Genomic DNA, 12855 nt, shown 5'->3' with positions numbered 1-12855 from the left:
CGCTCTGCTGCCCGGCCTGCCTCCCACGCTGTTCCGGATGGCGCGTTGCCCCGGAAAGGAGTGAATCGGACATGGATTCTGTTGTGTCTACGACAGTCGCGCGGGCCTTCTTTGTATCACTCGCCACCAACGCACAGCGGGCTCGGTCCTCCCCTGTTCCCAAGGGAGGACCGGCCCGTGATGCTGTCGTTACGCGCTCTGCACGCCTTCTTTACGGGTCAGTTCCGGCGGGCGCCGGTCATGCGTCCTCGGCGAGTTCGAGCCAGCGCATCTCCAACTCCTCGCGTTCCCTCGCAAGGTCGCGAAGCTCGGCATCCAATTTCGCCACCTTCTCGAAATCCGTGGCGTTATCGGCGATTTGAGCGTGCAGTTTGCTCTCCCTCTCGGAGATCTTGTCCAGCTGCCGCTCGATGCGCTGCAGTTCCTTCTTCGCCGCCCGGACGTCCCCGGACGACTTCTCCTTGACGGCGGCGGCGGACGCGGGCGGCGGGGTCGGGGCCGACGCCTCGACGATCCGCGCCCGGCGTTCCAGATACTCGTCGATGCCGCGCGGCAGCATCCGCAGGGCCCCGTCACCGAGCAGCGCGAACGTACGGTCCGTCGTCCGCTCGATGAAGAACCGGTCGTGGGAGATGACGACCATCGAGCCGGGCCAGCCGTCGAGCAGGTCCTCCAGCTGGGTCAGGGTCTCGATGTCGAGGTCGTTGGTGGGCTCGTCGAGGAACAGCACGTTCGGCTCACCCATCAGCAGCCGCAGCAGCTGCAGCCGACGGCGCTCACCACCGGACAGGTCACCGACGGGCGTCCACTGCTTCTCCTTGCCGAAACCGAACTGTTCGCACAGCTGACCCGCGGTCATCTCGCGGCCCTTGCCGAGGTCGACGCGGTCGCGGATCTGCTGGACGGCTTCCAGCACACGCAGCGTGGACGGCAGTTCGGTGACGTCCTGCGACAGATACGCCAGCCTGACGGTCTTTCCGACGGCGACCTTTCCGGCCACGGGCTGCGTCTCGCCCTCGGTACGGGCCGCGTCCGCCAGTGTGCGCAGCAGCGACGTCTTGCCCGCGCCGTTGACGCCGACCAGGCCGATACGGTCGCCGGGGCCGAGCTGCCAGGTCAGATGCTTCAGCAGCACCTTGGGTCCGGCCTGGACGGTGACGTTCTCCATGTCGAAGACGGTCTTGCCGAGCCGGGCGCCGGCGAACTTCATCAGCTCGCTGGTGTCGCGCGGCGGCGGCACATCGGCGATCAGCTCGTTGGCGGCCTCGATGCGGTAACGCGGCTTGGAGGTACGGGCGGGGGCGCCGCGCCGCAGCCAGGCCAGCTCCTTGCGCATCAGGTTCTGCCGCTTGGCCTCCTCGGTCGCGGCGATCCGCTCCCGCTCGGCCCGGGCGAACACGTAGTCGGAGTACCCGCCCTCGTACTCGAACACCGCACCGCGCTGCACGTCCCACATGCGCGTGCAGACCTGGTCGAGGAACCAGCGGTCGTGGGTGACACAGACCAGCGCCGAGCGCCGGTTCTGCAGATGCCTCGCCAGCCAGGCGATGCCTTCCACGTCGAGGTGGTTGGTGGGCTCGTCCAGGACGATCAGGTCCTGCTCGGCGATGAGCAGCTTCGCGAGGGCGATACGACGGCGCTCGCCACCGGAGAGCGGACCGATGACGGTGTCGAGTCCCTGCGGGAACCCGGACAGGTCGAGCCCGTCGAACAGGCCGGTCAGCACATCACGGATCTTGGCGTTGCCGGCCCACTCGTGATCGGCGAGATCGCCGATCACCTCGTGCCGGATGGTGGCCTCGGGGTCGAGGGAGTCGTGCTGGGTGAGCACACCGAGCCGCAGCCCGCCACTCTGGGTGACCCGGCCCGTGTCGGGCTCCTCCAGCTTGGCGAGCATCCGGATGAGGGTGGTCTTCCCGTCGCCGTTGCGGCCGACGATGCCGATGCGGTCCCCCTCGGAGACGCCGAGGGAGACTCCGTCGAGCAGGGCACGCGTGCCGTACACCTTGCTGACTGCCTCGACATTGACCAGATTGACGGCCATTTCTCTCCTGACAGGGGGAACGATCGACCCCCCAGCCTACTTGTCAGGCGCGAGGTGCCCGCCCCGCCCGTTCCACCAGGAGCCAGCCGGCCAGCGCCATGGCGACGGCGGCGGGTGCGGTGACGCGCACGGCGACGAGCATCGCGCTCTTCCCTTCCAGCATCCCGCCGAAGCCGACCATCGACAGCCCGAGGACACCGAGGAGGCAGAGCGTGATCCCCAGCGCGGCGACCGGCCCGCCGGAGCCGGAGCCCGGGGCCGCCGGGGCGGGCCGCTCGAAGGTGCGGAAGGCGGCGACGAGGACGAGGGTCAGCGCGATCGCCACGGCGATCCGGAAGGGGACCTGCCCCCACCAGGCTGCGGTGGCGGGCTCGGGGAGCGCGATGCCGAGCGCGAGCATCGCGCCGTAGACGCCGAGCATGGCGGTCAGGTGCCACAGGAAGGCGGTCATGGCCACGCCGTTGGCGGCGACCACGCCGCGCCAGACGCGTCCGCGCTGGACCAGCCGCGTTCCCGGTCCCTTCAGCAGCTCCACCGCGCCGACCAGCCACAGCCCGTGGCAGAGCAGGGCGAGCGTGGGCGGGGCCATGTTCGAGACCTTCTCGCCGGGCATCCCGACCATGGACAGCGGGTACGGCCCGAGGGCGACGAGCAGGGCCGCGCCGGCGAGTCCGGCGGCGGCCAGGGCGCCGGGGACCCGTATCCGGCCGTCGGCGCGCAGGAAGCCGAGCTGGTGAACCGCGAGCCAGACGAAGGCGAAGTTGAGGAACTCGACGAACGGAACGTCGAGCAGGAACCTCAGCCCGTCCACGAGCACGGCTCCCGCGACGAGCGCGCCGAAGGCTCCCCAGCCCCGTCGCTCGTGCAGTTTCAGCAGCGGCGGGGTGAAGGCGACCATGGCGAGATAGATGCCGATGAACCACAGCGGCTGTGCGACGAGCCGCAGCGCGACGCCCGTCAACCCCGCGTCGCCGCCGAGCAGTTGCACGACGAGTGCGGCGCTCCCCCAGACGAGGATGAACACCATGGTGGGCCGCAGCAGCCGCTGCAGCCGGGCGCGCAGGAAGGCGGCGTACACCGATCCGGCGGGCTGTTTGCGGAGCAGGGACCGGTAGGAGAGTGCGTGCGAGAAGCCGCCGACGAAGAAGAAGACGGGCATGATCTGGAGCCCCCAGGTGAGCACCTGAAGCTCGGGCACGACGGCGAGCAGGTTGCCGACCCCGTCCCCGGTGACTGCGGCCATCAGCCAGTGCCCGAACACCACGGTCCCGAGCGAGGCGACCCGCAACAGGTCGATGTACCGGTCCCGCGTACCCGGGGTGGCGGCGGCGAGCTCACGAACGCTTGATCCCATGGGGGTACGGTCCCGCGGAGTGCGCGGCCGCCGGGAGGGCGCTGGTACTCAATTGTGCTCTGAGTACGCGTTCGTGCGGATCCCGCTGCGCGGAGCATGCCCGCGTCCGGAAAAGCCCCGGACGGGCTGAGAATCAGCCCGTCCGGCGTTTGAGGAACGGGGGTCCGGTGGGGGTCCCCCCACGCCCGCCAGGGCGTAGGGGGAGGAGCCCCCGGTATCGGGAAGGGAACTTCAGGCGTTCACGATCGTCGCGCCCGCAGCCGCCGCCCGCGCCACCCGGGCCGTGCGGCACGTACCGGAAGCCATCAGCGCCGCGGCCACCGACTCGGCCGAGTCCTCGTCCTTGGTCAGGAACGCCGTCGTCGGGCCCGAGCCCGAGACCAGGGCTGCCAGGGCCCCGGCGGACGTGCCCGTCGAGAGCGTGGCCGCCAGAGACGGGCGCAGGGACAGGGCGGCGGACTGGAGGTCGTTCGTCAGGGAGGCGGCCAGGGAGGCCGCGTCGCCCGTGGCGAGGGCATCCAGGAGCGCGGGCGAGGCCACCGGGGGCGGGACCGCAGCGCCCTCGTTGAGGCGGTCGAACTCGGCGTACACCGCGGGGGTCGACAGGCCGCCGTCCGCCACCGCGAAGACCCAGTGGAACGCCCCGCCGACGGTGAGCTCGGTCAGCTGCTCGCCGCGGCCGGTGCCCAGGGCCGCACCGCCCACCAGGCTGAACGGCACATCGCTGCCCAACTGGGCGCAGATGGCGAGGAGTTCGTCCCTGGACGAGCCGAGGCCCCACAGCGCGTCGCAGGCGAGCAGCGCACCGGCGCCGTCCGCGCTGCCGCCGGCCATGCCACCGGCGACCGGGATGTCCTTGTCGATGTGGATGTGCACGTCGGGCGAGATGCCGTGCCGGGCCGCGAGCAGTTCCGCTGCCCGCGCGGCCAGGTTCGTACGGTCCAGCGGTACCTGGTCCGCGTCCGGCCCCGCGCACGTGATCGTCAGTGACGGCGCCGGGCGCACCGTCACCTCGTCGTACAGCCCGACGGCGAGGAACACGTTGGCGAGGTCGTGAAAGCCGTCGGGGCGTGCCCCGCCGACCGCCAGCTGCACATTGACCTTCGCCGGCACTCGTACGGTCACGCTCACTTCTCGGCCTCCGCGTCCTTCGCCTCCGCGTTCTTCGCCTCGGCGATCCGCGCGAACTCCTCCACCGTCAGCGACTCCCCGCGCGCCTGCGGCGAGATTCCCGCCGCGACCAGTGCCGTCTCCGCCGCGGCCGGTGATCCGGCCCATCCGGCCAGTGCCGCACGCAGGGTCTTGCGGCGCTGTGCGAACGCCGCGTCGACGACCGCGAAGACCTCTGCCCTGGAGGCGGTCGTCGGCACCGGTTCGGCGCGGCGCACCAACGACACCAGGCCCGAGTCGACGTTGGGGGCCGGCCAGAAGACGTTGCGGCCGATCGCGCCCGCCCGCTTCACATCGGTGTACCAGTTGGCCTTCACCGAGGGGACTCCGTACACCTTGTTCCCGGGCCGTGCCGCCAGCCGGTCGGCGACCTCCGACTGGACCATGACCAGCGTGCGCTCGATCGTCGGGAAGCGCTCCAGCATGTGGAGCAGCACCGGCACCGCGACGTTGTACGGCAGGTTCGCGACCAGCGCGGTCGGCGGCGGGCCGGGCAGCTCCTGCACGTGCATCGCGTCCTCGTGGACGAGCGAGAAGCGCGGGGCCCGTTCCGGCATGCGCGTCGCGATCGTCGTCGGCAGCGCTGCCGCCAGCACGTCGTCGATCTCGACGGCGACGACCCCGTCGGCCGCCTCGAGCAGCGCCAGGGTCAGCGAGCCGAGTCCGGGACCGACCTCGACCACGACGTCGTCGGGCTTGACCTCGGCCGTGCGCACGATCCGGCGGACCGTGTTGGCGTCGATGACGAAGTTCTGGCCGCGCTGCTTGGTGGGGCGTACGCCCAGCGAGGCGGCCAGTTCGCGGATGTCGGCGGGGCCGAGGAGTGCGTCGGGATCAGTGGTGCTCACCGATACAGCCTACGGCCGCAGTGCGGCCACGGACTCGCCCCCCGCTGCACATAGAGCTTCTTGGCCCGGTACGTCTGTTCCTCGGCGGGTGCGTCCTGCGGCCGCCCGGTTCCGCCGAGGGCACGCCAGGTACCGATGTCGAACTGGTACAGCCCGCCGTGGTTCCCGGACGGGTCGACCGCATCGGGCCGGCCGCCCGACTCGCACTGTGCGAGGGCGCTCCAGTTCAGGCCGTCGGCGCCCTCGACCGACGACGGCAGCGACCGGGTGCCGACCTTGACCACCTCGGTCACGGGCTCGCGCACCACCTCGTCGGCGATCTTCCTCGGCTGCTGCGGTACGCCGTCGACGGTCCGCAGGACGTAGGTGACCCGGCGCACTCCGGCCCTGCCCTGCCGTACGACGACCTCGGTGCCGGCGAACAGCGTGGCGTCCTCGGTCCGCCGCACGGCATAGGCGATGGGTTCCTCGCGCACCTGCCGGGAGCTGCTGATCCGCGTGACCGTGATGGTCTGGCCGTCGTGCGGGAAGCCGGCGGGCGGTACGGACATGGTGTCCTGGCCGCGCAGTTCGATGCCCGCCTCGCGGAGCGCCTCGCGCACCGTGGCCGCGTTGGTGCGCAGCGTGTGCCGGCGTCCGTCGGCGAGGAAGGTGACGGTGCGCTCGGTTCGGACGTGCAGGGCGAGGCCGGTGCGGGAGATCGTCAGGGAACGGGAGGCCGACAGATACGCGCCTTCCGCGCGCACGCCGAGCTGGCGCAGGGCGCCGTCGACGTCGGGGGCGGTGGTCCACACTTGGCGGCGCTGTCCGTCCAGGGTGAGCACCAGGGGCCTGCCGTGGCGGACGACGACTTCGTCGCCGCTGGTGAGGTCCTCACCGGGGGCCGGGGCGACGAGGTCGTGCGCGCCGACGTCCACGCCTTCCTCGTCGAGGAGTTCCTGTACGTCGTCGGCGAAGGTGTGCAGGGTGCGCGGCACGCCGTCGACGGTGAGCCGTACGGCCTTGTCGGCGGCGACGAACGCGGTGGTGCCGCCGGCGAGAAAGGCGACGACGAGCGCCTGCGGGACGAGTCGGCGCAGGGCGTCGGGACGCTCGCCGGTGCGGCGGCGCCGGGCCGCCCTGCGGGCCTGGGCCCGGCCTCCGGCGGGCGGGTCGGCGACAGGGGCACTCTGGCGCGGCAGGGACGGCTGGTCCCTCAGATCGAGGTGCGGCGCGGTGGGCGCGTAGGCAACGAGGCGGGCATCCACGGCGGTGGGCGCGTGGGCAACGGCGCGGCGGGCATCGACGGCCGTGGGCGCATAAGCACTGTCGTACGGCGCCGACGACGCGCGCGGCCCGGGTGGCGGAGGCGGCGGTGGCGGCTCCGCCCTGCCCGCGGCGCGGCGCCCGCCGCGTGCGGCACGGTGACTGCCCTGTGCATTGCTCACGACGCTCCGTAGGGTCCGGTCAGCCATTGGCACCGGGACAGTAGCGGAGCGATCGTCACTCTCCAAAGCGACGCGGACACCCAGCGTTGCGAACGTGGGGTCGAGTCCGGGTCAGTACCCGAAGGCGCGCGCCGAGTTCGCGGCGATCGCCGCGGCCAGCGTGTCCTCGTCCAGCCCCTTCACGGCCGCCATCGCGCGCAGCGTGACCGGGATCAGATACGGCGCGTTGGGCCGTCCGCGGTACGGCGCCGGGGTGAGAAAGGGCGCGTCCGTTTCGACGAGTACGAGTTCGGCGGGCGCGACGGTGAGGGCGTCGCGCAGCGGCTGGGCGTTCTTGAAGGTCACATTGCCGGCGAACGACATGAAGTAGCCCGCGGCGGCACACACTTCGGCCATTTCCGCGTCGCCGGAATAGCAGTGGAAAACGGTGCGCTCCGGCGCGCCCTCCTCGGCGAGGATGCGCAGCACATCCGCGTGCGCCTCACGGTCGTGGATGACGAGCGCCTTGTCGTGCCGCTTGGCGATCTCGATGTGCGCCCGGAACGAGCGTTCCTGTGCGGCCATGCCGTCGGGCCCCGTACGGAATCGGTCCAGGCCCGTCTCGCCGACCGCCTTGACCTCGTCGAGGGCGGCCAGCCGGTCGATCTCGGCGAGCGCGTCGTCGAGCGCGGCATCGCCGCCGGCCTGCCGTGCGCCCTGGCGCGACCGCCCTCCCCCAGCCCCAGGGGGCTGGGAGGTGCCCCCACCGTCACCGAGCACGATGCGCGGCGCCTCGTTCGGGTGCAGCGCGACCGCGGCGTGCACTCCCGGGTGCCGGGCGGCGGTCTCGGCCGCCCAGCGGGATCCCTTGAGGTCGCAGCCCACCTGGACGACCGTGGTCACGCCGACCGCGGCGGCCCTGGCCAGCGCCTCCTCGACGGTGCCCTCCTGCATGTCCAGGTGGGTGTGCGAATCGGCGACCTCTACGCCGAGGGGTTCGGGCAGCGGCGGCGGAGCGGACTTCGAACTCATGGGCGCGATCCTACGAGGCCCACGCCCGGCTTCTCACTTGCGGTGGTGGAAGGGATGCAGAAGATCGGAGAGGTGCCAGTGGTGGCCCTCCGCCCGCGGCGCAGCCCTGCCTTCGACCGACTCGGCCGCACCTGTGCCCCCGGCCGGTCCGGCCACGGGGACGGGCTGCTTGGCCCGGCCCGCGTTCGCCATCTGGTCGAGTACCGAGGAGACCTGACCGGCCCGCATGATCCGTACGACGTGCCCGCCGCAGTTGAGACAGGTCGGGCTGGACAGCGGGGACGGCACTCGCTCGCCACCCGCCTTGTAGACGATGAACTCCTTGCCTGCGCCGTCGACGTGATGCTCGATCTCGTAGGACTGTTCCCAACCGTGCCCGCATCGCATACAGGCAAAGGCATACGCCTCATGGACCTTGGCGGTGCCTGCGATCTCACTCATGCCAGCTCCTTTCCACCGACCAGTGGACGCCTGTTCCGGCGGGAGCGCATCAGGGATGTCGATTAATGGGGCGGTCTTGGGCGTTCCCCTGCAGAAAAGGCCGGGATGCGGTCTGGGCTTTGCCTTTTACGATAGTCCTTTGCCGTCCGCGGAGGCCGGTCGAGCCGCGTTCTTTGCCGCCACGACCGCATCGAACACCTCGCGTTTGGGCAGTCCCGCCTCGGCGGCGACGGCCGCGATGGCCTCCTTGCGCCGCTCCCCCGCCTCCTCCCTCACCTGCACCCTGCGCACCAGCTCGGCAGCGTCGAGTTCGGCGGGACCCGCGGCCGGCGCACCCTCGACGACGACGGTGATCTCGCCCCGCACACCCTCGGCGGCCCAGGCGGCGAGTTCGCCAAGGCCACCGCGCCTGACCTCCTCGTATGTCTTGGTGAGCTCGCGGCACACGGCCGCGCGGCGGTCGGGACCGAACACTTCGGCCATTGCGGTGAGCGTGTCGTCCAGTCGGTGGGGGGCCTCGAAGTAGACGAGCGTGCGCCGCTCGCCGGCGACCTCACGCAGGCGGCCGAGCCGCTCCCCCGCCTTGCGCGGCAGGAAGCCCTCGAAGCAGAAGCGGTCCACCGGGAGACCGGACAGAGCGAGCGCGGTCAGCACGGCGGACGGGCCCGGCACCGCGGTGACCTTGATGTCCTTCTCGACCGCGGCGGCCACCAGCCGGTATCCGGGGTCGGACACCGACGGCATTCCCGCGTCGGTGACGAGCAGCACCCGGGCCCCGCCGGCCAGCGCCTCGACCAGCTCGGGCGTACGGGCGGCCTCGTTGCCCTCGAAGTACGACACGACGCGCCCGCGCGTGTGCACACCGAGGGCCTGGGTGAGCCGGCGCAGCCGCCGGGTGTCCTCGGCGGCGACGATGTCGGCGCCCTCCAGCTCGGCGGCGAGCCGGGGCGGCGCGTCCGCCACATCACCGATGGGCGTCCCTGCGAGTACCAGCGTTCCTGTCACAAAGGTCATCCTCCCAGGACCGGACGCACGACTCGCACAGCCGTGTTCCCTACGATGGCGCGGTGACCAGTACCGCGCCTCAGACCCTTCAGGGCAAGGACGCCGCCCCGCAGCCGCCCGGCTGGGAGCAGCGGCTGCGCAGATTCGGCTATGTGCCCCGGCCCGTGATCGGGCTGCGTGAGCGCCTGGTACCGCCGTACACGCGCCCCTCCGACCGGCTGTGGCCGGTGTTCGGCATCCGCCCCGGGGATGCGGACCCGCTGCTGCGGATCTTCTCCTGGGTCGGCCCGGTGCTGGTCGCCCTGCTCGCGGGCGTGCTGCGGTTCTGGAACCTCGGCAAGCCGCATGCGGTGATATTCGACGAGACGTACTACGCCAAGGACGCCTGGGCGCTGATCAACCAGGGGTACGAGGGCAGCTGGCCCAAGGAAATCGACAAGAAGATCCTGGAACCGGGCGGGGCGGACATCGCGATCCCCACCGATCCCGGCTATGTGGTGCATCCGCCGGTCGGCAAGTGGGTCATCGGCCTCGGCGAGAAGATGTTCGACTTCACGCCGTTCGGCTGGCGCTTCATGGTCGCCCTGCTCGGCACGCTGTCGGTGCTGATGCTCTGCCGGATCGGGCGGCGGCTGTTCCGCTCCACATTCCTCGGCTGCCTCGCCGGTCTGCTGATGGCGGTGGACGGTCTGCACTTCGTGATGAGCCGCACCGCACTGCTCGACCTGGTGCTGATGTTCTTCGTGCTGGCGGCGTTCGGGGCGCTGCTCCTGGACCGGGACCGGTCGCGGCGCAGGCTCGCCGCGGCGCTGCCCGTGGATGCGGACGGCGTGCTGCGGCCCGATGCGACGGTCGCGGAGACCCTGCGGCTGGGCTGGCGCCCGTGGCGGCTCGTGACCGGTGTGCTGCTGGGACTGGCCGCGGGCACCAAGTGGAACGGCCTGTACGTGATGGCCGCGTTCTGTGTGATGAGCGTGCTCTGGGACGTCGGCTCGCGCCGCACAGCGGGCGCGGTACGCCCGTATGCGGCGGTCCTGAAGAAGGATCTGCTGCCGGCGTTCGTCTCCACGGTGCCGGTCGCGATCGCCACGTACATCGCGACCTGGACCGGCTGGATCGTCACGGACAAGGGGTACCACCGGGACTGGGCGACCAAGGGAGCCGGTCAGGACAGCAGCTGGAGCTGGCTGTTCCCGGACTGGTGGCGCAGCCTGTGGCACTACGAGACCCAGGTCTTCGACTTCCACGTCAAGCTGACCTCCGGGCACACCTACGAGTCGAACCCGTGGAGCTGGCTGGTGCTGGGCCGCCCGGTCTCGTACTACTACGAGGACCCGAAGCCGGGCACGAGGGGCTGCCCGGCGGACGCGGTCGACAAGTGCGCCAGCGAGGTGCTGGCACTGGGCACCCCCCTGCTGTGGTGGGCGGCGTGCTTCGCGCTGTGCTACGTCCTGTGGCGCTGGCTGTTCCGCCGCGACTGGCGCGCGGGCGCGATCCTCTGCGGCTTCCTGGCCGGCTGGGTGCCGTGGCTGCACTACCAGGAGCGCACGATCTTCCTGTTCTACGCGGTCGTGTTCGTGCCGTTCCTGTGTCTGGCGGTCGCGATGATGATCGGCGCGATCCTCGGCCCACCGGGATCGGACGAACGCCGCCGGGCGATCGGCGCGATCGGCGCGGGCGTGCTGGTGCTGCTGATCGTGTGGAACTTCATCTACTTCTATCCGATCTACACCGGCCAGACGATCCCGCTCGACGAGTGGCGCAACCGGATGTGGCTAGACACCTGGGTCTAGCAGCGCAAACGGCGGGCCCGGCACCGGTGGGTGTCGGGCCCGCCCTGGTTGTCAGTGGTCGTTGCGGGCCGTCCAGGGCCACCTTTGCACGGCCCACAGACGGCCCAGAACTACGAACACACCCGGAGCCATGTCAGACCGCCCACCGATACTCCCGCTCGATTGAAACCGTGCATCTACGCGCCACCCACAAGGCACCACAACGGCCGTCCCCCTCCTCTCACAGGGCTGGACGGCCGCCGTCGTACCGCACACTTCCCTACCATTCAGCGGGGAGCCTGCGAAGGTTGGGAACTGGCCGGTTGAGGCTGCGGGGACGGCGCCGTAGCCTCGGTGCTACGTGATGCCGCAAGGACAAGGGTGACTACGGCCACGCATACGAACGTGAACCCCATGAACACGAGTCGTTGTCGTTGTACGGCCGCGACCCGTCCCTTCGTGTCGTGGGCAATGATCTCGTTGACCTTTGTGCGGTGCTCGAAAAAGTTCTTGATCGCGTCCTTGGGGAGGTTCTTGACGACTCGCGCCACGGCAAGGACAAGACCGACGGCAACCACGGGAATGATCACCCACACAGGGGCGCCGTCAGGAAGCTGGAACAACACGGTTTTGCTGACCCTTCACTGGGGCCGGCAAGACGAAACAGCACGTCGAGAGCACACCTGCCGCGGCACAGAACTGCCCGCCTTGAGCATTCAGAGATGCAAGACACAGACAGCTTCCAGATTCGCAGGAATACCTGAGCACCACAGCTTGCGAGACCACGCAGTGTGGTGACAGAGGAGACTGCGAATGTCGTCCTGGAGCTCATGCCTATCTGGGTGAGCAACAGGACGAGCCAGAACACCCACTGAGCGTGGCGCAGTTACCACCTCGGGGTATCCGTCAGTTTCCATGCTGGTAGCTTGGCACGAGACTGCTTCTGCTCCGTCAAGCCGTAATGACTCCTGCCTCTCCGCGTTTCGGAGAGACACCGGCTGACTCTGGCGAGCTACTCCGCGATCTGATTCGCGGCCCTGCGTCCCTTGTTCCAGGCCCTGATGACGAGTCGATAAGCCGTCGTCACGCGCGACCCGGTGCCGCTGTTGTTGAAGCCGCCACGCGACGACTGACTGAGGATTTCGGCGCGCCACTTGGACGCCACTCCCATGGCCAGGATCTTTCGGGCGAGTTCCTTGTCATCGATGATGTTGCCCCACCGGCCCAAGAACTGGCCGAGGCCACCGAGGAACATGCCGTCCCAGGTCTCCGGGGAGCGGCCGAAAGCCTCCTCGGCAACCCAGAGGGTGCGGTCGAGGACCGTGGCGCCGAATCGCTCCGTAATCCGAAGGACTCCGGACACGGCCCCCACACCGTTGGTAGATGTCGAGCCGAGGGAGAGCTGGTGCTTCTTCAGGACCCGGTCAGTGTCGACGAAGAGGGAAACGCCGCCGGTGAGACCTACGTGGTATTCATCGATAGGCCTCGGCTTGTGTGACTCACGGTTCTTGATCAGGAAGAGGATCGCTTCCTGATCCAGGGTCAGCCCATAGTGAATCTCGGTCTTTACGGTGCGCATGCCGGCCAGTTGGCAGGCACGGCAGCGGTGCTGCCCGTCCACGATGTACATCTCGCCGTTGTCCCGCTGGGACACGATGATGAGACCGACGGCCTCCGGGACGATGTTGTCCGCGATGCGCTGCGCTCGCCCCTCGTTGAGGGTGCGCTGCGCTTGAGGGTCGATCTTGAGGTCGCTGATCGCGACCTCTTTCCCATAGTCCAC

General features: G+C 70.0%; 11 protein-coding genes. 1 reads left to right on the top strand and 10 read right to left on the bottom strand.

The annotated features are described in order from the left end of the window. Nucleotides 1–238 precede the first annotated feature (238 nt). The 8 genes from OHS70_RS22105 to rsmI form a co-directional block, all read right to left on the bottom strand. Nucleotides 239–2044, bottom strand: a complete 1806-nt coding sequence (locus OHS70_RS22105; protein ID WP_328399679.1) for an ABC-F family ATP-binding cassette domain-containing protein — start codon at nt 2042–2044, stop codon at nt 239–241. A gap of 43 nt (nt 2045–2087) precedes the next feature. Next, on the bottom strand, nt 2088–3398 hold the full coding sequence (locus OHS70_RS22100; RefSeq protein ID WP_328399677.1) for an acyltransferase family protein: 1311 nt from the start codon (nt 3396–3398) through the stop codon (nt 2088–2090). Nucleotides 3399–3629: 231 nt separating this feature from the next. After that, on the bottom strand, nt 3630–4529 hold the full coding sequence (locus OHS70_RS22095) for a 4-(cytidine 5'-diphospho)-2-C-methyl-D-erythritol kinase (RefSeq protein ID WP_328399675.1): 900 nt from the start codon (nt 4527–4529) through the stop codon (nt 3630–3632). Then, nucleotides 4526–5416 carry a 16S rRNA (adenine(1518)-N(6)/adenine(1519)-N(6))-dimethyltransferase RsmA gene (gene rsmA, locus OHS70_RS22090; protein WP_328399673.1) on the bottom strand — a complete coding sequence of 297 codons (891 nt, stop codon included), beginning with the start codon at nt 5414–5416 and terminating at the stop codon, nt 4526–4528. The genes OHS70_RS22095 and rsmA overlap by 4 nt, the downstream gene beginning before the upstream one ends. Next, nucleotides 5413–6663, bottom strand: coding sequence for a ubiquitin-like domain-containing protein (locus tag OHS70_RS22085; RefSeq protein ID WP_443062755.1), 1251 nt, complete (start codon nt 6661–6663; stop codon nt 5413–5415). Before OHS70_RS22085 ends, rsmA begins: the two co-directional genes overlap by 4 nt. Before the next feature lie 291 nt (nt 6664–6954). Next, a complete protein-coding gene (locus OHS70_RS22080; RefSeq protein WP_328399671.1) occupies nt 6955–7854 on the bottom strand; it encodes a TatD family hydrolase in 900 nt (299 codons plus the stop codon). Nucleotides 7855–7887: 33 nt separating this feature from the next. Next, entirely contained in the window at nt 7888–8295 is a 408-nt protein-coding gene (locus tag OHS70_RS22075) for a hypothetical protein (protein WP_328399669.1), read from the bottom strand. Nucleotides 8296–8421: 126 nt separating this feature from the next. Then, the gene (gene rsmI, locus OHS70_RS22070) at nt 8422–9309 is read right to left on the bottom strand and encodes a 16S rRNA (cytidine(1402)-2'-O)-methyltransferase (RefSeq protein ID WP_328399667.1); all 888 of its coding nucleotides are present in this window, start codon (nt 9307–9309) and stop codon (nt 8422–8424) included. A 53-nt stretch (nt 9310–9362) separates the two neighbouring features. Here rsmI and OHS70_RS22065 point away from each other — a divergent pair, with 53 nt between their 5' ends. Beyond that, on the top strand, nt 9363–11093 hold the full coding sequence (locus OHS70_RS22065) for a dolichyl-phosphate-mannose--protein mannosyltransferase (RefSeq protein ID WP_328399665.1): 1731 nt from the start codon (nt 9363–9365) through the stop codon (nt 11091–11093). Between the two features lie 266 nt (nt 11094–11359). On the opposite strand, the gene OHS70_RS22060 is transcribed toward OHS70_RS22065, so the two are convergent. Both OHS70_RS22060 and OHS70_RS22055 read right to left on the bottom strand, forming a co-directional pair. Further along, nucleotides 11360–11698 carry a hypothetical protein gene (locus tag OHS70_RS22060; protein WP_328399663.1) on the bottom strand — a complete coding sequence of 113 codons (339 nt, stop codon included), beginning with the start codon at nt 11696–11698 and terminating at the stop codon, nt 11360–11362. A gap of 386 nt (nt 11699–12084) precedes the next feature. Further along, a complete protein-coding gene (locus tag OHS70_RS22055) occupies nt 12085–12855 on the bottom strand; it encodes a ParB/RepB/Spo0J family partition protein (RefSeq protein ID WP_328399661.1) in 771 nt (256 codons plus the stop codon).

This window comes from Streptomyces sp. NBC_00390, assembly GCF_036057275.1.
Classification (GTDB): Bacteria; Actinomycetota; Actinomycetes; order Streptomycetales; family Streptomycetaceae; genus Streptomyces.
This window is presented reverse-complemented; position numbering and strand designations above follow the sequence as displayed.